Raw genomic sequence first — 18,719 nt, 5'->3', positions numbered from 1 at the left:
TCAGGCGAAAGCCTAAAACTTCAAAAGTTAAGTCCTATGCGCATTCTTTTAATAGTTGTCCTTTTTTCATTTACCAATTCCTCTTCTGCTCAGGTAAATTTTAGTCCTAACTGGAAAGTCGGAGCTGAAAAACTTATTATACGAACCCAAACTCGCACGGATTATGCGAATGAGGAGGTACAAAAAGAAGAGGTAGAAGTAGATAGCCTGTTTATTAAGGTGGTGGATGAAAAGGAAACATATTATGAAGTAGAATATGCCTACGGTGCCGATTTGCTGGAGTTTATTTTGGAAACTCTACCTGATGCGAGTAATGACCTAAAAGAAAAAGCGCAGTTGGATATTCGATATGCTATTTCAAAAGATAATGGCAAAGTGGATATTTTAAATTGGGAGGAGATAGAAGAGTATACCGGTCCAAGGATGGAGGCAATAAAAAGCAAGTTATTGGAGGCCGATTCCGGTGTTGCCTTTTTTATTGGTTTGATATTAAAGCCATTAATGCTTCCTCTGAGCTCCAAAGAAAATGCGATTGCTTTTTTTGAATCTGATTTGGGATTATTACTGCTGCCTTATAAGAGTAGTTACCAACTTGGGGATACACTAACAACAGTTTCGATGGAAAGCAATCCCATGCAAGCAGGGCAAGATTTGGAATGTAAGGCTATAACATGCCTGAAGCAAAATAATGAACAAAAGAAGCAGGCGGTATTCTATCACAGTAAGGCATATGATATGACGGCTTTCCTAGAAATGTTAAAAGGAATGATGACTGATATGATCGAAAGTATGCCCGGTGATAAGGCAAAAAAGACTGAGGAATTGGCCAAGATTGAAGAAATGAAAATGGAGATAAGCAATTCAGAGCTTATTTACTACAATACTGAAACCACCTGGGTTGAAAAAATTGAGATTGATGGATTGGTAAAGGGCTACGATCCCAAACTTCAGGCTGATATGCGTACTGAAATTAAAATCAGCATTGAGGTTAAATAGATATGCCTGATATTCAAGATCAAATTTCGAAACAAGGTATCCTAGATCCGGCTTTTCGGAAAAAGAAATTGCGGATGTATCTCATTCGCACGGCCATTGCCATTGCTTTGTACTGGACTTTTTGGTCGGTAAGCTGGGTACCCTATACCCTGTGGTTTTATGTGCCTATTAATTTACTGGGCCTAGCCATGATTGTAGTTGTTCCCAGGTTTTTGGAATCCAAACTGCGTAAGGCAGAAGCGGCCATGGAAGAAGCCCAGGCCATTGAAGTAGAAGCTGAAATAATCGACGAAGACAAATGAATAAACTAATCAAAGGAACGCTAGGCTTATTGGGTTTGAGCCTAATTCTATTATCATGCACCACTGCACAGGAGGAAGTGCTACCTCAAGGTGCAGTGCGCGTGGGGAATCAGATTTGGATGGATCACAACCTCAATGAAAAAACTTTTCGCAATGGTGATGCCATCGAACTGTGCCAAGACCCAGAATGCTGGATTGAAGCCTTTCGCAATAAAAAGCCAGCCATGCTTTATTATAATTTCGATGAAACGGCCAATGCCCAATACGGTGCCCTTTATAATGTGTGGGCCCTTTTGGACGAGCGTGGATTAGCTCCAGAGGGCTGGCGAGTTCCTTTAAAGGAGGATATTGATAGTTTATTTAAGGATCAGAGCATTCCTTTTTTCTTGCGATCTAAGGGCTCAGTGCACGACGGTAGCGGCTTATGGAAGCATGTTTCCTATACTTTTACGGCACAACAAGATACCTTTGGTTTTAATGCCCAACCAGTCGGAGAAGTACCTGGTTATACTGAAGCTCTCAATGAGGTTAATTTTAATGCCTGGGGGGAGCGAGTTTCCTGGTGGACAGCCAGTCCTCTCGAAAATAATCCTGATGTTTTGAAATTCTGGACCCTGTATCAAGGAAGACATGGTAATTTTCTTGGTCATATGGCAGGAGCCCGTATTGATGCTGCGGCTGGACATTATGTGCGTTGTTTGAAATAAGCTCATTAGCCTCCAATTTGGTATTTGATTATTTTAGGAGGCAATTTTGCTTATGAAGAAACTAATATTCAGTGCCTTCTGCCTCTTGTTCTTAAGCGGGGCGAAGGCACCATCGCAATATCAGGAGGTAAGTATAGGCAGTCAGGTTTGGATGAATAAAAACCTGGTGGTGACTTCCTTTCGCAATGGAGATCCCTTGAAATATTGTTGGAACCAGGAAGAGTGGATTAAGGCTATCGAGAATAAACGCCCAGCTTATACCTATTATAATTTCGATCCCAAAGAAGGGGCCCACTACGGCTGTATCTACAATCAATTTGCAGTAGCCGATCGCAGACCCCTGGCTCCGGAGGGTTGGCGACTTCCGGTTCTTGAAGACTTAAATAAATTACAACAAAGCGACCCTCAACTGGCCTATACCTTGCGCAGTAAGGGCAACCAAAAGGATGGTGATGGCGCCTGGTTGCACAAGCACTATGCATTTACAGAACGGCAGGACCAATATGGATTTAGTGCTTTACCGGCAGGCGAGCTAGTTGTTTTCGGCTCTTCCAATCTGGTGCAATTTGTGGGTGAGGGTACCCTGGCCCGCTGGTGGACCCGCAGTAGCCCCGCTGCAACGCCCAATTTGCAAATCGTTTGGAGCATCAAACAGAATTTTGGCAGCATGCAATTGGACTTGGGTAAAACCAGTCCTAATTATGCTGGGCATTATGTGCGATGCATAAAGGAATAAGGTGAGGTTTCCACTGTCAAATTTTAAACTTCTAGGATTAGCTTGGCTAGTATTGGCGGGCGTTTTGGTCATTCTGTATTTTAATGCTGATACTGCCAGAACATTGGATATAAACTTTCATGAAAGGAGATATTCCTTTGCTGAGGAAAGTATTTGTGCTCTGCTAATTTCAGTTACCCTGTTCTTTAGTTTCTATTACAGCTTTTTTGCTTTTCGTTTAAGCTATATTCTGGGGGTGATTCACTTTTTAAGTTTTTCGACCTTATTAGTTTCAGTATGGCTTCCTTATAAGGGGATGAGTGGACTGCCTGATCGCTATTATGTAAATACTGTTCTGCCTGAATCCAGTTGGTCTTATTGGGCAGGCCTTTTTCTTATAGGACAATGTGCCTGGCTTCTGCATTTACTATTATATCTACTAAGGCGGAGAAAGCTCAATTCTTTATCTCAAAAGCCCTAAATACATAGTTTCGATACCAGTTCCATTCCCGCCAACTTTGGATGGCTTCTTTATATTGGATAGAGCCTTTCATGCGATTCAAGAATTCTCGGGTATAGCGATATTCTTCCGGTCCTTCCGGCATCTTTTGCATATTATCTGGCAGCTGCTTTCAATTTAAAAGAACTTAGTAAATCGACATCGTTTACAGCGTCATAGGAAATCACGTAAACCCTTACAATTTTTGGGCAACATTATACTGGTCTCTAAACAGGATATGGGTATAAAAATAGGCCACATGAAGATTTCTATAGATTAAGCTTGGCAAGCCATGAAAATTCCGAAATTTCCAATAATTATTATGTGTATCAGCTTCACGTGTTTTCTGGTTATGATTTTTTGGGTGCGATTATTAAACCCCTCTAGATCATTGTCTAGTTGGATATATGTTCTTTGCCATGCTTTTTAAATATGATTGGTATTGTGGGAATTAAAATTTTCGGACATATAAAATTTAGGAAAGCAGATCTATTAATAGGTCTGCTTTTGCTATTTAATGTCAGTAATGTGTATTCTCAAATTAACCCTGAAATAAAGGATCGTTTTAAGCTTGGAATAGGGTTAAGCACCTTTTCCCAATTTGAAGATGGTGGTGTTACTTTTTTAGAAAATATAAATTATTTAAATGGACCATCATTTACGCCCACCTTTAGCTTGAAAGTAGATTTTAATCCAAAATATTTTCTTGAATTAAATTTTGAGTATTCTTTCCTATACAGCGTTAATCTGGAGCGAGAACAATGGTTGGATAATTCAAAAACCTTGTTTCAAGTTGGAGTTGGAATGAATTTGGGAGCTTGGCAAATTAAAGTTCTAGGTACCGGAATTAATCATAGTATTTTAAATACTCTTCCCTTGCGCTCTGATGGGCCATTTAATCGAGCAGGGCCAGGATTGGCTGTTGGTTACTCAATCGCAGATTATTCAATTAGTCTCTCAAAAGATATTGTATTCGATTTTGTCCATTATGATATTTCAGATTTCAATAGTTACATTTCATTACGTTTGGTAAAGTTCATAAGAAGGGAAAAGAAAATGGATCCGTTAAATCTTCAAATGCAGCCATTTAAAATTTCGTTTGGAACGGAACTAACGGTAGATCATTATTCTGATGATCGAGTGCTAAGCCCTGGTGTTTATGGACTGGTTGAACTTGGTTGGAAAGAATGGGCAGTTTTTTACAAACGTAGTACTTGGTTAAGATTGAGGGCAGGTTTTACAGAGAGTTCTTATTACAATTTATCTTCGAATTTGGGTTTGATTTATAGTCCAAAGGATAAGCTTCATCAATTTGGGTTATCTTACTTACAGGATGGGGATTTGCTGCAAAGGAAAAGTCATTATAATTTTAATGGTAATCATATTAATAGAATTTATTTTATAAAAGGATTTTCGGCCCATTATTTCTATGCAATCTGTTCAAATATGAAACTATCTATACAATTGGATGCGGTGTTAGGTGGTTTAGCTAATCATGATATAGCTTTTAGTGATGCTCAACTTAGGTTCGGCTTGCAACGTTCGCTCTAGATATTAAGTGATTTAATATAATTAAAGTACCAGTTCCATTCCCGCCAACTTTGAATGGCTGCTTTATACTCTATTGATTCTTTCCTGCGATTCAAAAATTCTCGAGTGTAACGATACTCTTCAGGTCCTTCAGGCATCTTTTGCATATAAGCTTCCAATTCCACTAAATCCGGATGGGCTAAGTTTTGGATATAATAGAGGTCCTTGGCTTGGGCATAGCGAAGATTATAACGGCTAATCCACAAGTCATAGGGGATTAGCGCATAGATCATAATAAGTGCATAGCCTAAAACGCTTAATCGATTAAAGAAATACCAATTGCTGCGAGCATGGTTAATCTTGCGAATCATTAGGGCTAAGCCTAAACTTACCGCTAGTAGACAGGCAAAGACTCCGATACGTTTATAGGTAAGTCCGTAAACTTCTACATAGAGCATATTCTTGTAAGCGGTAATCAGAGCGAGCGCCAAGTTTTGGATTATCCAGAAACGAGCGATTTGTCGAATACGATGAATATGATCATGAAAGTTTAAGGCTCCTCTAAAGAAGATCACCATGAGCCCCAAGGCAAATGCCATGGAGAAGATTAAAGAGTAAAAGCCTTGGTGCACATATTCTGAATAGCTCATGCCACTGGGTAGTTTTCCACTGAAGATCACCACCAAATCAGTAAGGTTCATAATAAGCAGCATTCCTGAGACAATGAGAAGGCTCCATTTGGCAATTGGAAATTCAGGGTTTTCCTTGGAATAGTCTGCGGAGGCTAAGCTGTTTGGCAATTCATTAAGACGCTCAAAAACGCTCACTTTATAAAAACGTAGCAGACCATAAAGTAGGAGGTAAATACCCATGCTGCTCCAGACTAGATCTGCTTCAATTTCGGGCCATTGAATGTCTTCCAGAATATTACTGAAAATAGGATTGCTGAGGGCGTAGAGGAAAGCAAAGGTCACGGCAATAATGCTCACCAACAGAATGGCGGCCCAGCGATTAGTGTTTTGAACCCGCTTGGCTTCTTGTTCTTGCAGGGTCTCGGATTGGGGTGGACTGGGTTTAGGGGCCCAGTGCTTAAAAGGACTGCCTAACATGGAGGCGAGGCCCTGAAAAGGAAGGAGTAGGCTACTGTTAGAAACAGCAGCCATACTCCACATCAGCAGATAGCTCAGGTACCAGAAAAAGACACTAAGTGCTTGCGGGTACAGGCTCAGGTATAATGCGATACATAAATGGGGTAGAAGGGCCAATGCCTTTCTTTTTAAGGGAATTTCAGAGTATAGAAAGAGTAGCGCCAGAACCGAAAGGCTGCTAAAGATGCTGGCATTTAGGCCATAGCTAACATCATCAAAAAGGAGGGCGGCGCTAATGGCCAGGGTCCAGGTGAGGTAGGGGCGAATTTTAGTTTTCATTTTATTTGTTTTAAAAGTACTTTGAAATTCAAAGTGAATGGGTAAAAAAATATCAAGGCTTCAAGAGGCTTTCCAAAGCATTTAAATGTTCGGTAAAGGCTTTGCGGCCGAGGGCAGATACATCATAGGTGGTATGCGACTTTCGATCGAGGAAGGTTTTTTTCATTTCAACGTAATCCAATTTTTCCAAGGCGCGCAAATGGCTGGCTAAATTCCCGTCGGTTACCCCTAATAGTTCTTTAAGCCGATTAAAGCTCACCGCTTCATTTACCATCAAGACCGACATAATGCCCAGGCGCACTCGGTTTTCAAAAGCTTTATTAAGCTGATGGACCCATTCTTTCATGAGCGCTCAAACTTGAAGTACATGAAGAGTCCGTATACAATATGTAATAGCCCAAAACCAATGGCCCAGAATAACAAACCGTGCCCCCAAACGAAGGCTGCTATCAAGCCTAAGAGAATTTCCAGGATTCCAAGCTGGCGAATCATAGGGAAGGTATGGCGACTGGCATTAATTAAGGCTAATCCGTAAAATACTAAAGTGGCAGGTGCTACAAAGCCAATTGCTCCGGCACGTATCAAAGCAATGGCAAAAAGTCCTCCGGTGGCCAGAGGAATACTAAGATTGATGAAAGCTAAGCGAGCGGAATCATCCCAAAGCTTTAAACCCTTTTTACGAGCATTTTTACGGGTAAAGAAAAAGGCAGTACCAATGGCCAGGATTAAACAGCCCAATGCCAATGCCATTAAATAGATCAAAGTACCGCGGGCATCCGTTCTACCGGCACCTGATTCTAATTTCAGGTAGGCCAAATAGGCTGCCGCCAAAGCATAGATACCGGCAAAAATTCCAGACAAACCACTTAAGGAGAGAAAGCGCACTGAGCGCTGCATCATCTGACGGATGTCTTTGAGGGCTTCAATATGTTCTTTCTGATCCATAGGAAAGTACTTTGCGTTACAAAGTTGAATAAACTTTTGGAATACACAAGCAAGGATTTCAAAATTTTGAATTTGAAGTCAGATTGTCAATAGCCTTGTACTAGAAGACTCTAAATCATCGTTCAATAAACTCACCAATTAACAATTAATGATTTCATCTAAAAACCTATTTCGCTATTCGCTCTTAATGGTTTTGGCAGCATGTCAAAATGGACCGCAATCAGAAGAACCATCAATATCTCAAAAAACAGGGATAGCCAAGGACTCAGTCCCAGAGCAAAAGGAATTAGCTTTAATTATTGAAAAGCCTTTCCCAAATGTTGCTGTTCCTGCCAAGAGGCAAGCATTTAAAGCTGAGACCGGAGCTACTCTTAAATTTGAAAGTGGAACCCGCATTATTATTCCGGCCAATGCCATTCAAGATTCAAATGGCCAATTAATTCAAGGGGAGGTAGAAATTAGACTTCGCGAGTATAAAGATCCTATCGACTATTTCATTGCAGGCATTAATATGGCCTACGATTCAGCTGGAACTCAATATAGCTTGGAGTCTGCAGGAATGTGTGAAGTACGTGCTTTTCAAAATGGGAAGGAACTGTTCCTGACTGAGGGGGGAAGTATGACCATCGAATTGGTTTCTACAGCTGAGGGGAATAATTACAATTTATATGTTTATGACACAGTAAGTCAAGATTGGACCTATCTAAAGGATAAGCTTGTTCTTATAAAGCCGGATTTGGGTACTAGTTCATTAAATAAGCCTGAGCCTTTTAATAATCCTGATAATAGACCTATTGAGCCACCCAAGCCTAAAAAGCCTACACCGGGAAATGACATCATTGAAGTGGTAATTCCGGAATCACAACTCCTAGAAGAATTGAAAGTCTTTAAGAATGCCAAATTTGAAGTAGTTGATTTGGATACTGCTTATAAACCGGAATATGCTCAAGTGGAGTGGGATTGGGTTCAGCTAATTAATAGTCCATTTGATGGAAAGTATTTCCTTAAGTTTTCCCGATTCAAAGAAGAACGTTCCTTTTTGGTGCGACCAGTTTTTACTGGGGAAGACTTTAATGAAGCGATGCAAGTTTATGAGGATATACAAGCACAGAAGGAAAAGGCCAGGCAAGAATGGCGTCGCAAACAGGAACGGGCAGCTAAAATTGCTGAAAAACGAAGTAAATTAATGCGAAGCTTTCGAATCCAAAATTTTGGAGTCTATAATTGTGATCGAATTTTGAATGCCCCTTTTATTAGAGTTGAGCCTATTATGATCAATGCTGCTAATAGTGGGGATACTTTAGAATCAGGCAGCTTTGTGATGATGCAAAGCAATTCAATGATTAATTATAATGGTTTCGGTCCAGTACCTCTTCCAAAGGATCAACCATTTTTTGTTTTTTCCCTTGATGAGAATCATTTTTACTACTTGAAAAGTACTGGTGTTAAGGAGTTAAAATTTCAGGGAGCTAAGGCCGATATGATCCTCAAACAATATAGTGGTGGCTTTCCAGAAAGCTATGCTGAAGTTCGACAGTTATTAGAGATATAGCGATCCGGTTTTATACGAAACAAAAAAGCCGCTTCAATTAAGAAGCGGCTTTTTCTTATTTGGTAACGCCCATGCGTTCAAACTTCGCCATTCGCTTGGCGATGAGTTTGTCGGGCTCCGTATTCTTTAATTTGGCAATATGGCCTAGTAGTTCTTCCTTCAAAATTCCGAACATCTCCGTTGGATTCGTATGAGCTCCACCCATAGGTTCTTTAATGATCCCATCGATAAGCTTATTGCCTAACATATCCTTTGCTGTCAATTTTAAGGCTTCGGCAGCTTGCTCCTTATAATCCCAGGAACGCCAAAGAATAGTGGAACAGTTTTCCGGAGAAATCACCGAATACCAGGTGTTTTCTAACATCAATACCTGATCACCTACGCCAATACCTAAGGCTCCACCAGAAGCACCCTCACCGATAATTACACAGATAATGGGCACCTTAAGTTTCGACATCTCATAGATATTGCGAGCAATCGCTTCTCCTTGTCCGCGTTCCTCCGCTTCCAATCCTGGAAAGGCTCCGGGGGTGTCAATTAAGGTTACTACCGGGCGGTTAAATTTCTCCGCCATTTTCATCAGGCGTAAAGCCTTACGATAACCTTCGGGATTGGCCATACCGAAATTGCGATACTGACGCATTTTGGTGTTTACCCCTTTTTGTTGACCGATAAACATTACCGGCTCTTCACCGAGTAATCCCCAGCCACCCACCATGGCTTTGTCGTCTTTTACATTACGATCGCCGTGTAGTTCAATAAACTGTCCTTCGGTCATCCCTTGGATATAGGCCAGAGTATAAGGCCTTTGGGGGTGACGAGACAATTGTACTACCTGCCAGGCAGTGAGGTTTTTATAAATATCCTTGCGGCTTTTATCGAGTTTCTTTTCGAGTTCCTTGATCTTATCAGACATATCTACTTCAGACTCGCTTTCTAAGGCGCGGACCTTTTCGATTTGATCGAGGATATCTTTTATAGGCTTTTCAAAGTCCAAATAATCCATATGTACTCCCTCTTAATGAAGATGCAAAGATGAAGAAAAAAGAGACTGAGCCAAAGCTTTCCTATCTCTGCCCCCAATTTAAAAGGGCTATAGAAAAAGTGGTGTCTCCTAAAGCCATGTGGCTAAGGCTTTTACTTGGGTGCGATGTAATAGAGATAGGCGGCAATCCCCGCAAATAATATGTTGGGGGTCCACACGGCTAGGAGTGGACTCATGCTTCCAACCGTCGCAAAAGTGGTGGAAATCTGCATAAAGAAGATATAGGTTACGCAGAGCACCAAGCCGATGGCTACATTTAATCCTAAGCCTCCTCTGGTTTTTCTTGATGAGATACTTACTCCAATAAGTACCAGGATATAAGTAGCAAAGGGCCAAGAGGTTCGCTGGTATTTTTGGATGAGGTAGTGATTGATATTTTCGGAACCACGAATGCGCTCCGCTTCTATAAATTCATTGAGCTCTGGAGTATTCATCATTTCCACGGTATAAAGTCGCGGAACTATGTCCATGGCTTCAAAGTCAAAGGCTCGCTGCAATTTCCGACCCTGTTCTAAATGCTCTTTGCCTTCTTCATCAATGGTGCGCAAATCGTAATTGTCGAGCACCCATTCATTGGTGGCCGTATCCAATCGGATAAAATCGGCTTTTAGCTTCGAAACCAATTTGCCCTCTTCGATAATTTCATAGGTAAAGTGATAGCCCGAGAAGCGCTTGGTATTGTAATTTTCGAAGTAAATAATGTGACCAGGCTTAATCTGCCGATGGATATTCTTAAAGCGTTCATCTTCCTTCTTATCGATATAAGAATGCTGAAATTCCAAGCGACTCACATTGGTATAAGGAATCACAAAATGGGAGAGGAAGAAACTAATAAGGGCAATAATGGTGGCGGATACAAAGTAGGGGAACATCATCCGCCTAAAACTTACGCCACCAGTTAAAATGGCTACAATCTCCGTATTGGAGGTCATCCTTGAGGTAAAGAAAATCGTAGCGATAAAGACAATCATCGATGAAAAGAGATTGCCATAGAACACTACGAAGTTCAAATAATAATCGATGATGATTTCGCGGGTACTTGCCCCCCTTGTAATGAAGTCATCAATCTTTTCGGAAATATCAAAAACAATGGCAATCGCTAAAATCAGGGCAATGGTTAAAAAGAAGGTACCCAGGAACTTCCCAATGATATAGCGATCTATGATTTTAAAAATCTTCACAAGCGACGTTGCAGTTTTTCGACCATGATGTTTTTCCAGCTGGCAAAGGTACCGGCCTCGATTTGTTTTCGGGCTTCACCAGTTAACCATAAATAGAAGCCTAAATTGTGTACGCTGGCAATTTGTCGACCTAAATATTCATTGGCGGCAAAGAGATGGCGCAAATAAGCTTTGGAGTACTGGCTATCTACAAAAGTGGGGCCATTAGGATCCAGAGGCCCGAAATCGTCTTCCCACTTTTTATTCTTGATATTGATAATACCCTCGCTGGTAAAGATCATCCCATTACGACCATTGCGGGTGGGCATCACACAATCGAACATATCCACACCTAAGGCAATATTCTCGAGGATGTTTGCCGGAGTACCAACGCCCATTAAATATCGGGGCTTGTCATGAGGTAACACATCACATACTATTTCGCTCATGGCATACATTTCTTCTGCAGGCTCACCTACAGAGAGACCTCCAATAGCATTTCCGTCCGCACCAAATTCGGCAATGGTCTCGGCACTTTTAACCCTGAAATCTTTGTAGGTACTGCCCTGTACAATCGGGAAGAGGCTTTGCCCGAAACCATAAAGCGGATCATTTTCTTTGAGCCATTCACCGCAGCGTTGGAGCCAGCGATGGGTCATGTCCATAGATTCCCGCGCGTATTGATAAGTGCTGGGATAAGGCGGACATTCATCAAATGCCATGATAATGTCGGCCCCAATATGTCTTTGGATTTCCATGGATTTCTCCGGACTGAAGAAATGCTTGGATCCGTCGATATGTGATTTGAAGGCAACACCTTCTTCAGTAATCTTGCGATTATTAGCCAGGCTGTAAACCTGATAACCACCACTATCTGTAAGGATGGGTTTTTGCCAGTTCATAAACTGGTGTAAGCCGCCTGCCCGATTCAGGATATCTGTACCCGGGCGTAAATACAAATGGTAGGTATTCCCCAAGATGATTTGGGCCTTAATATCCTCGGCTAATTCTCTTTGATGCACAGCTTTAACCGATGCTACGGTGCCCACTGGCATAAATATGGGAGTTTGAATTTCTCCATGCGCGGTTTGGATGGTCCCGCTACGCGCTTTTGATCCGGGATCCTGATGTTCCAAGCGAAATTGCATCCGGCAAAAATACGTTAATTAGCAGGCTTAAGGATAGCCGAATTTGAATTCTGAAACCTGCTGAAAATCATTAATTTGCTCTGTCATGAAATTGCTTCTTAATGTGCTTTCCTACACTTGGCTGCTTGCTGCCCTGGTACTTTGGCTATGGCATGGGCTGAGGTTTCACCGCTTGCGGAAGTACCTCAATCAAAAAGAAGCTATTCCGCTGGAGCCCGATCTGCCACCTATCAGTTTGATTATTTGCTTTCATAATGAAGCTTCAAATTTGAAGCATCTCTTGTCGGAATGGTGCGAACAAGATTATTCGGATTTTGAGGTAATAATGGTGGATGACCACAGTACCGATAATGGGGCGGCTTTGGTACAAGAGGCTCAAAAAAGCTATCCTTTTCTAAAATTAGTGAATGCCAGTGAGGGCAGTGCTTCTGGAAAAAAGGCAGCCTTACAAAGAGGAATCATCGCCGCTCAAAACGATGCCCTGGCTTTTTGTGATGCAGATTGTGCACCGGCTAGTAAACATTGGCTGAAGGAAATAGGCTTAAGGCTTAAGAAGAATGATGTGGTTTTGGGTTATGGCCCACTCCAAGGCGAAGGTTTTACCGCTTGGCTTAGTGATTATGAAACAGTGAATACTGCCCTCCGCTACTGGTCTTATGCCTCCATGGGTAAGGCATATATGGGAGTAGGTAGAAATTTGGCCTATCGCAAATCATCCATGCAAGCGGTTCAGGCCCTTAATAAGCATCAGGATCTCCTTTCGGGTGATGATGATCTTACCCTGCGTGAAATGGCCGATGGTCTCAAGGTAATTTGCATGAGTCCCGAGCGCTCTTTTACCTATTCGCCGGCTCCCTTAAATTTAAAACAGTGGTGGCGTCAAAAAGGCCGACATTATTCAACTGCCTGGCGCTATGAGAGAGGGGTGCGGTTTAGCTTGGGCCTTGAAGGTTTTTTACAATTGCTCTTCGCCCTATTACTGCCTTTTGCTTTTTGGCAATTGGATATTCGATTGGTATTATTAGTGTTTATCGGACGATGGTTCATTTCGGCTTATCCTAGGAAGAGTCAGCGGGATTTGATCCAACATAAAAGGCAGGCCTGGCTTTGGCCATTTTTTGAAATGTTTTGGGCAGTAGCCACCACTTTGTTGCACCTTCGCAACTTGATTTGGGGTGCCCCTAGCAAATGGTAATATGGAATTGATTCGCAAGTATTTTCCCGCTTTAAGCGAAGAACAGTATCAGCAGTTTGAACAACTGCAAGCACTTTATGATGATTGGAATGCCAAGATTAATGTGATTTCTCGCAAGGACACCGATCAATTTTATGAAAGGCATGTATTGCACTCTTTGGGTATTGCTAAAATCTGTCGCTTTAAAGAAGGAGCTCAGATTTTGGATATCGGCACCGGTGGTGGTTTTCCGGGAATTCCCCTGGCCATTCTTTATCCCCAAGCCCAATTCCATTTAGTAGATAGTATTGCCAAAAAAATCAAAGTGGTAGATGAGGTGATCCTGGCTCTGGGCCTTAAGAATGTAAAGGCTGAACAAGCCAGAGCAGAGAAAGTAAAAGGGACTTACGACTTTATAATTTCCAGGGCTGTAACTCAAATGCCTCGCTTTATGGCCTGGACCCGAGGTAAGCTCCGGAAGGGTAATGAAGCGGGCTCCATGTCCAATGGTATCCTTTATCTTAAAGGTGGAGACCTCAGCGAAGAATTGGCAGATTATCCTCGTGCCAAGCAATATCCTTTAGCCAAGCATTTTGAGGAGGATTTTTTCGAAACTAAAAAGGTGGTTTACCTAAAAGCCTAAGCTCTTTACTGAATATGGGGATTGCTAAAAGTAGTATCCTCAAGGAACTCATAATCAGTAAGAGTACGCAGGAAGGCTGCCAGGGCTTGCTTTTGTCCTAGGCTCCAGTTTCTGCCGATACCAGCTGCTTTCATATTCGGATCGACGTTCACATGCTTGTGTCCGCCGAAGTTGTAGAAGCCAATCAGGCTATCCAAATTAGGAATGCTGCCATCATGCATATAGGGGAAGGAGAATTCCACATTACGAACACTCGGTACTTTAAATTTACCTACATCGGCAGGATCATTGGTTACTTCGGCCCGACCTTCATCCGTGTAAACCGCTTTTAAACCATTATTCACAAATTGCAGATCCCTGCCAAAGGCACCAAATAGATAGCGGGTTTCTCGCTCGCCATGACAGTGAAAGCAGTCACCACCAAAACCCCCATTGGGATCAAAATCGGAAGTGAAGAGTTCATAACCTCTTTGCTCGAGTTCGGTAAATTGCTCTCCTGTTTTCAATCGAATTACCCGATCAAATTTTGAATTGGCTGAAATCAGGGTACGCTCAAATTGGGCTATGGATTTTGCGATGCGATCTTCGGTGATTTTCTCACTGCCATAGGCCGCCTTAAACATCGGTGGGTAGATCGGATTAGCACTTAAGCGCTGAATAACAGTGGCGAGATCATTGTCCATCTCAACCGTGTCGCGAATGGGGTGTAAGGATTGTTGCTCTAAGGTTTGTACCCGGCCATCCCAGAAGAAATTGTCATGGAAGGCTAAGTTGAAGAGCGGCATGGCTTTACGGCGACCAAAAATACCGCGGGTACCCACTGAAGTTGGGGTAGCATCGGTGAAAGCCCGTTCTTGCATATGGCATGAGGCACAGGAAATACTTTGATCGTCGGAAAGAGCTTTTTCGTAAAAGAGGAATCGACCTAAACGAATGCCTTCTTCGGTCATAGGATTATCGGCCGGAGTATTCGCTTGAGGAAATCCAGAGGGCACCTCTAAGGTATAGGGTGTGCCATAACTTATGGGTCCACTCGTATCTGGATCGTCTTTACATTGGGAAACCATCAGGATAGCTCCTGTGATTAAAGTTAATGTAATCCACTTGCGGTTCATCCTCTTCATTTTCAACGAAGTTAAGATTAATTACTGGCCTTTAAAGTGACTGTAATTACGCCATTTCTCGACCAATGCTTTCATGTCATCCGGTAACTCCGAATCAAAAGATAAACGCTCTCCGCTCTTGGGATGTTCAAAGCCGAGGGTTTTGGCATGCAATGCCTGACGGGGGCAAATAGTAAAGCAGTTTTCTACAAACTGTTTGTATTTCGTAAAGGTTGTGCCTTTTAGAATTTTGTCGCCGCCGTATTCTTTGTCATTAAACAGAGTATGACCGATATGCTTCATGTGCACTCGGATTTGATGGGTTCTACCCGTCTCCAATTTGCACTCTACTAAGGTAACATATCCTAAGCGTTCCAGTACCCGATAATGAGTAACCGCATGCTTTCCTTGATCTCCTTCCGGATAGACCTGATAAATCTTACGATTCTTAGGGCTGCGGCCGATATTGCCGATAATGGTGCCAGAGTCTTCCTCAACATTGCCCCAGACTACAGCCCAGTAAGTTCTTTCGGTGGTTCTTTCAAAAAATTGATTGGCCAAATGCGCCATGGCATGTTCATTGGCTGCGATTACCATGGTACCGCTGGTGTCGCGATCGAGGCGATGCACCAAACCGGGTCGTTCTTGATTTAAACCGGGTAGGTTCTGGAATTGAAACAAGAGAGCATTAACCAAGGTGCCATCGAAATTGCCATAACCAGGGTGAACCACCATGCCCGGAGGTTTATGCACCACAATTACATCCTTATCCTGATAAACAATAGGAATGGGAATATCTTGAGGTACCAATTCTACTTCGCGGGGCGGGTAACTTAATACCACCTGAACCACGTCTTCGGGCTTAACCTTATAGTTACTCTTAACCTTTAAATCGTTTACCCGAATATTTCCTGCGGCGGCCGCTTGTTGAATTTTGTTTCGAGAGGTATTGGCTAATAAATTGCCTAAAAACTTGTCAACTCTTAAAGGTTTCTGTCCTGCATCGGCTACGATGCGATGATGCTCATAGAGCTCTTCATTCTCCTCTTCGGGAGCCTGATCTTCTTCGCGCATTAGTAAATCTGAATTTTTTGCTGCCAGTTCGATTTTCCCTGGCTATCGGCGAGGCGAATCAGGTAGAGGCCGCTGGGCAGATGCGATAAATCCCAATTAGGAGCTACCGCTTTTTGAGCCAATAATTGGCCTTGTAAATTGTAAAGACTTAATTGATATCCCTCTAAATCATGAAGATCTGCAGGTAATTCAAATTGGAAATCGCCATCACTTGGATTGGGATAGACCTGAAAGCTATCAGTCAAGAATTCTTCTTTTTGGGAAAGATCTCGAGGCGCATATCTAAAGATCGGGCGCATCATAATAGTGCCACCTAAAAAGCTTTGATACATATCATTAAGCTCCCCGTAAAAAGCGGTGGTGCGATTGCGACTATTTTGATCGTATCCCAAGCTCAAGGGATCGCTGTTTTTCTGGCGGATGCCAATAAATACGGTTCCTGTGGTTACCGGACCGGCAATAGCGGTATCGAGCATATAGCTCTGGTAAAAATTGGCATCGGTATATTGTGCCGTGTAAATACTATCGGTCTCGTAGATAATACTGGATGGCAAGCCGGAGGTGTTGCTTAATAAAAGGATGCTAAACTCCTGATTGTCTAGATCATAAAGCGCAGGTTGGAAATAGATTTGTAATCCTTTCAAAGTATCATTCACCAAAACATCATAGCGCTGTACGATAAAGCCACCGCGGTTGTTGCGAATCTCATAGGCTCTTTCAGCGCTACCATCATCATAGGCATAGTAATTTTTAAAGACTTGTATACGTCGAATAGTATCGTTTTCGGGAATGTCAAAATTCACCCCATTGAATGTATGATAACTTCTAAACTCAAATTCATCTGAATATGGAGGATTAACAAAGTTCAAACGAGGTTCGCCTACTTGCGGAATGGTATATTGAGTTTCTTCGTTTGGAAGATGCCCTTGTTCAAGAGTTGCGGATGTGTTAACTTGTTTTTGCAGCAAATTTCCATTGAGACTAACTTCGTAAAAGCCTAAGTTTAAATTAGGCTTAGAGGCGCTGCTTTGACGATTTCGGCGATAGTATAAATCCACTTCTTTTTTAAAGATGCTTTGAATGTTAAAAGCTTGGTTGATATGCCACCATGGCACGGATTCATAATTTATCAGCAGGGAAGGGTGAGGCCGGGTAAACGCAATGTCGTTGGGAATGGAGTCCTTAAAAGATCTTCTATCATTTAAATAAACATAGTCTATATGCCAAGTGTCTAAAGCTCCATAGTAAGCCCCGTAATTATAAAATCGAAATTTAAAATTAGCTTGATGATAACGATTAGGCACATAAACCATTGCATTTTTAAAATATGTAGTTGGATATGTTTCATTGCTCCATACCGATTCCCAATTTGAATTTTGATCATTCCAGAATTGTAAAATTAAAGAATCTGTTCCTACGGCAGGTTGTTCACCCCATCCACCAGCTTGATAGTAAAAGCTTAGATAAACCGAATCTGTAGGGGAATTTAAATTAATGGATTGTGAAATTAAAATATCGCAAATTGAATCCTTGGGGACAGCACTATAAGGTCGTCCATATCGGTTTAATCCATCGAAACTGGCTACTCCCAAACTAATAGGGCTAATGGCCCAGGTTTGATTTACCCAAATGTCCGAAACTTCCCATTTTGAAGGATCCGGAATATTCGAGTTATAAGAAAAGTCATCTACAAAGGGTAAACTTAGAACCGCATTGCTTTTGGCTAAGGGCTGGGCTTGCGTTTCCGGATTGAGGGGAAGCGCACTAATTCCGCTAAGGTATTCCTGACGCTGGGCCTGTAGGGCAAAGCAGAGAATACTTAAGGCAAAAAGAGGGAGTAATTTAAGGTGTTGGCGTTGTGTCATTCCTAAGAGAATCCTGGAGGTGAAGGTTTTGAAACTCTAACGAGTCGTTCACAATTTTAGTGTAGTCGTTTGTAAGCCAGATGTCAATTTCACGTCCCATACGAATGCTTGGTTCTTTACTTGGAGCTGGATTTTGGCGATACACTAATGCGGTAGCCGAATCCGTGATTTCTTCATCATAAATCACCGAACCTAAATTGAAGGAACGCAATTGTAAATAATCCTCGGCTTCAGCCAGGCTTTTCCAACGTAGGTAAGGAGAGCGTACTAAATCATCACTAAGGCCCATCCCTAAAACCAAGTCTACTGTAGTGCCTTTTTTCAATTTGGTGCCAGGCATTAAACTGCGTTCATCAATTAATACATCAATCACTACATCTTTTCCGATATAAGGGCGATACTTCAATTCACCTACTTTAAAGCCTTTGGACTCTAGGTCGTAAATAGCGCGACGTTTGGTCTTTTCAATCAAATCCGGTAGTTCCACTTTACGTGGGAAAAAAGGATTGATGGTCAATTTTAATTCCCTTCCGGTTTTAACCTGATTTCCTGCATCGGGATACTGACTAATCACAGAGCCACGAGGAAAACTGGGATCGTATTCCGCAGAATCGATAATTGCAAAACTGAGTTTCTTTTCGCTAAGGGTAGTCTCCACCTCGGTTAAGGCCATGCCACTTAAATCGGGCACCTGTACACTAATTCCGTGTTCGGTATAACGATCGAGGCTGTAATTGAGTAACCAAATCAGGCCGGCAGATACCAGGGCCATTATGATGAGGTTTACAAAAAAAGTCTTGCTTACTAAGAAACGCAGGAGCTTCATACGTGGAT

The 18,719-nt window shown here is 42.1% G+C and carries 19 protein-coding genes; 8 read left to right on the top strand and 11 right to left on the bottom strand.

What is annotated here, in order from left to right:
* Positions 1-36: 36 nt before the first annotated feature.
* The 4 genes from H4K34_RS04285 to H4K34_RS04270 are packed head-to-tail and all read left to right on the top strand — an operon-like array spanning position 37 to position 2,741.
* On the top strand, positions 37-996 hold the full coding sequence (locus H4K34_RS04285; protein WP_210759598.1) for a hypothetical protein: 960 nt from the start codon (positions 37-39) through the stop codon (positions 994-996).
* Between the two features lie 2 nt (positions 997-998).
* The gene (locus H4K34_RS04280; RefSeq protein ID WP_210759597.1) at positions 999-1,298 is read left to right on the top strand and encodes a hypothetical protein; all 300 of its coding nucleotides are present in this window, start codon (positions 999-1,001) and stop codon (positions 1,296-1,298) included.
* Entirely contained in the window at positions 1,295-2,005 is a 711-nt protein-coding gene (locus H4K34_RS04275) for an FISUMP domain-containing protein (protein ID WP_210759596.1), read from the top strand. Before H4K34_RS04280 ends, H4K34_RS04275 begins: the two co-directional genes overlap by 4 nt.
* 52 nt (positions 2,006-2,057) lie before the next feature.
* Entirely contained in the window at positions 2,058-2,741 is a 684-nt protein-coding gene (locus tag H4K34_RS04270; protein ID WP_210759595.1) for an FISUMP domain-containing protein, read from the top strand.
* Positions 2,742-3,175: 434 nt separating this feature from the next.
* On the opposite strand, the gene H4K34_RS04265 is transcribed toward H4K34_RS04270, so the two are convergent.
* A complete protein-coding gene (locus H4K34_RS04265; protein ID WP_210759594.1) occupies positions 3,176-3,325 on the bottom strand; it encodes a hypothetical protein in 150 nt (49 codons plus the stop codon).
* Positions 3,326-3,651: 326 nt separating this feature from the next.
* Between H4K34_RS04265 and H4K34_RS04260 the strand changes: the two genes are divergently transcribed.
* Positions 3,652-4,770 (top strand): hypothetical protein, encoded by a 1,119-nt coding sequence (locus H4K34_RS04260; RefSeq protein WP_210759593.1) that lies wholly within the window; start codon positions 3,652-3,654, stop codon positions 4,768-4,770.
* Here the strand turns inward: H4K34_RS04260 and H4K34_RS04255 are convergent.
* Genes H4K34_RS04255 through H4K34_RS04245 form a run of 3 tightly spaced genes read right to left on the bottom strand, consistent with a single transcriptional unit; the run spans position 4,767 to position 7,121 of the window.
* A complete protein-coding gene (locus tag H4K34_RS04255) occupies positions 4,767-6,176 on the bottom strand; it encodes a DUF4153 domain-containing protein (protein ID WP_210759592.1) in 1,410 nt (469 codons plus the stop codon). The two genes, H4K34_RS04260 and H4K34_RS04255, sit on opposite strands and share 4 nt — an antisense overlap.
* Positions 6,177-6,228: 52 nt before the next feature.
* The gene (locus H4K34_RS04250; protein WP_210759591.1) at positions 6,229-6,522 is read right to left on the bottom strand and encodes a winged helix-turn-helix domain-containing protein; all 294 of its coding nucleotides are present in this window, start codon (positions 6,520-6,522) and stop codon (positions 6,229-6,231) included.
* Entirely contained in the window at positions 6,519-7,121 is a 603-nt protein-coding gene (locus H4K34_RS04245) for a hypothetical protein (protein ID WP_210759590.1), read from the bottom strand. Before H4K34_RS04245 ends, H4K34_RS04250 begins: the two co-directional genes overlap by 4 nt.
* Before the next feature lie 148 nt (positions 7,122-7,269).
* Here H4K34_RS04245 and H4K34_RS04240 point away from each other — a divergent pair, with 148 nt between their 5' ends.
* The gene (locus H4K34_RS04240; protein WP_210759589.1) at positions 7,270-8,673 is read left to right on the top strand and encodes a hypothetical protein; all 1,404 of its coding nucleotides are present in this window, start codon (positions 7,270-7,272) and stop codon (positions 8,671-8,673) included.
* Between the two features lie 55 nt (positions 8,674-8,728).
* On the opposite strand, the gene H4K34_RS04235 is transcribed toward H4K34_RS04240, so the two are convergent.
* The 3 genes from H4K34_RS04235 to tgt form a co-directional block, all read right to left on the bottom strand.
* Positions 8,729-9,679, bottom strand: coding sequence for an acetyl-CoA carboxylase carboxyltransferase subunit alpha (locus tag H4K34_RS04235; RefSeq protein ID WP_210759588.1), 951 nt, complete (start codon positions 9,677-9,679; stop codon positions 8,729-8,731).
* Positions 9,680-9,810: 131 nt separating this feature from the next.
* Positions 9,811-10,899, bottom strand: a complete 1,089-nt coding sequence (locus tag H4K34_RS04230; RefSeq protein ID WP_246452195.1) for an LptF/LptG family permease — start codon at positions 10,897-10,899, stop codon at positions 9,811-9,813.
* Positions 10,896-12,026 (bottom strand): tRNA guanosine(34) transglycosylase Tgt, encoded by a 1,131-nt coding sequence (tgt, locus tag H4K34_RS04225; protein ID WP_210759587.1) that lies wholly within the window; start codon positions 12,024-12,026, stop codon positions 10,896-10,898. Before tgt ends, H4K34_RS04230 begins: the two co-directional genes overlap by 4 nt.
* An 85-nt stretch (positions 12,027-12,111) precedes the next feature.
* Between tgt and H4K34_RS04220 the strand changes: the two genes are divergently transcribed.
* Positions 12,112-13,221 (top strand): glycosyltransferase, encoded by a 1,110-nt coding sequence (locus H4K34_RS04220; protein WP_210759586.1) that lies wholly within the window; start codon positions 12,112-12,114, stop codon positions 13,219-13,221.
* Between the two features lies 1 nt (position 13,222).
* Entirely contained in the window at positions 13,223-13,843 is a 621-nt protein-coding gene (gene rsmG, locus H4K34_RS04215; RefSeq protein WP_210759585.1) for a 16S rRNA (guanine(527)-N(7))-methyltransferase RsmG, read from the top strand.
* Between the two features lie 5 nt (positions 13,844-13,848).
* Here rsmG and H4K34_RS04210 read toward each other — a convergent pair whose 3' ends face one another.
* From H4K34_RS04210 to H4K34_RS04195, 4 genes are read right to left on the bottom strand one after another with little or no spacing between them, the layout of a single operon-like run.
* Complete coding sequence (locus H4K34_RS04210) at positions 13,849-14,958, bottom strand: cytochrome-c peroxidase (RefSeq protein WP_210759584.1); 1,110 nt, start codon at positions 14,956-14,958, stop codon at positions 13,849-13,851.
* Positions 14,959-14,988: 30 nt separating this feature from the next.
* A complete protein-coding gene (locus H4K34_RS04205; RefSeq protein ID WP_210759583.1) occupies positions 14,989-16,020 on the bottom strand; it encodes an RluA family pseudouridine synthase in 1,032 nt (343 codons plus the stop codon).
* Complete coding sequence (locus H4K34_RS04200; protein ID WP_210759582.1) at positions 16,020-17,885, bottom strand: T9SS type A sorting domain-containing protein; 1,866 nt, start codon at positions 17,883-17,885, stop codon at positions 16,020-16,022. The genes H4K34_RS04205 and H4K34_RS04200 overlap by 1 nt, the downstream gene beginning before the upstream one ends.
* Positions 17,863-18,711, bottom strand: coding sequence for a PASTA domain-containing protein (locus tag H4K34_RS04195; protein WP_210759581.1), 849 nt, complete (start codon positions 18,709-18,711; stop codon positions 17,863-17,865). The genes H4K34_RS04200 and H4K34_RS04195 overlap by 23 nt, the downstream gene beginning before the upstream one ends.
* Positions 18,712-18,719 lie beyond the last annotated feature (8 nt).

The organism is Croceimicrobium hydrocarbonivorans (genome assembly GCF_014524565.1).
Lineage (GTDB): Bacteria > Bacteroidota > Bacteroidia > Flavobacteriales > Schleiferiaceae > Croceimicrobium > Croceimicrobium hydrocarbonivorans.
Note: the sequence above shows the minus strand (reverse complement) of the source record. Positions and strands in the feature narration are given on the sequence as shown.

What these genes read in the sequence shown, in the direction of transcription:
- H4K34_RS04285 (WP_210759598.1), top strand. Translation starts at nt 37, where the DNA reads ATGCGCATTCTTTTAATAGTTGTCCTTTTTTCATTTACCAATTCCTCT.
- H4K34_RS04280 (WP_210759597.1), top strand. Translation starts at nt 999, where the DNA reads ATGCCTGATATTCAAGATCAAATTTCGAAACAAGGTATCCTAGATCCG.
- H4K34_RS04275 (WP_210759596.1), top strand. Translation starts at nt 1,295, where the DNA reads ATGAATAAACTAATCAAAGGAACGCTAGGCTTATTGGGTTTGAGCCTA.
- H4K34_RS04270 (WP_210759595.1), top strand. Translation starts at nt 2,058, where the DNA reads ATGAAGAAACTAATATTCAGTGCCTTCTGCCTCTTGTTCTTAAGCGGG.
- H4K34_RS04265 (WP_210759594.1), bottom strand. Translation starts at nt 3,325, where the DNA reads ATGCCGGAAGGACCGGAAGAATATCGCTATACCCGAGAATTCTTGAAT.
- H4K34_RS04260 (WP_210759593.1), top strand. Translation starts at nt 3,652, where the DNA reads ATGATTGGTATTGTGGGAATTAAAATTTTCGGACATATAAAATTTAGG.
- H4K34_RS04255 (WP_210759592.1), bottom strand. Translation starts at nt 6,176, where the DNA reads ATGAAAACTAAAATTCGCCCCTACCTCACCTGGACCCTGGCCATTAGC.
- H4K34_RS04250 (WP_210759591.1), bottom strand. Translation starts at nt 6,522, where the DNA reads ATGAAAGAATGGGTCCATCAGCTTAATAAAGCTTTTGAAAACCGAGTG.
- H4K34_RS04245 (WP_210759590.1), bottom strand. Translation starts at nt 7,121, where the DNA reads ATGGATCAGAAAGAACATATTGAAGCCCTCAAAGACATCCGTCAGATG.
- H4K34_RS04240 (WP_210759589.1), top strand. Translation starts at nt 7,270, where the DNA reads ATGATTTCATCTAAAAACCTATTTCGCTATTCGCTCTTAATGGTTTTG.
- H4K34_RS04235 (WP_210759588.1), bottom strand. Translation starts at nt 9,679, where the DNA reads ATGGATTATTTGGACTTTGAAAAGCCTATAAAAGATATCCTCGATCAA.
- tgt (WP_210759587.1), bottom strand. Translation starts at nt 12,026, where the DNA reads ATGCAATTTCGCTTGGAACATCAGGATCCCGGATCAAAAGCGCGTAGC.
- H4K34_RS04220 (WP_210759586.1), top strand. Translation starts at nt 12,112, where the DNA reads ATGAAATTGCTTCTTAATGTGCTTTCCTACACTTGGCTGCTTGCTGCC.
- rsmG (WP_210759585.1), top strand. Translation starts at nt 13,223, where the DNA reads ATGGAATTGATTCGCAAGTATTTTCCCGCTTTAAGCGAAGAACAGTAT.
- H4K34_RS04210 (WP_210759584.1), bottom strand. Translation starts at nt 14,958, where the DNA reads ATGAACCGCAAGTGGATTACATTAACTTTAATCACAGGAGCTATCCTG.
- H4K34_RS04205 (WP_210759583.1), bottom strand. Translation starts at nt 16,020, where the DNA reads ATGCGCGAAGAAGATCAGGCTCCCGAAGAGGAGAATGAAGAGCTCTAT.
- H4K34_RS04200 (WP_210759582.1), bottom strand. Translation starts at nt 17,885, where the DNA reads ATGACACAACGCCAACACCTTAAATTACTCCCTCTTTTTGCCTTAAGT.
- H4K34_RS04195 (WP_210759581.1), bottom strand. Translation starts at nt 18,711, where the DNA reads ATGAAGCTCCTGCGTTTCTTAGTAAGCAAGACTTTTTTTGTAAACCTC.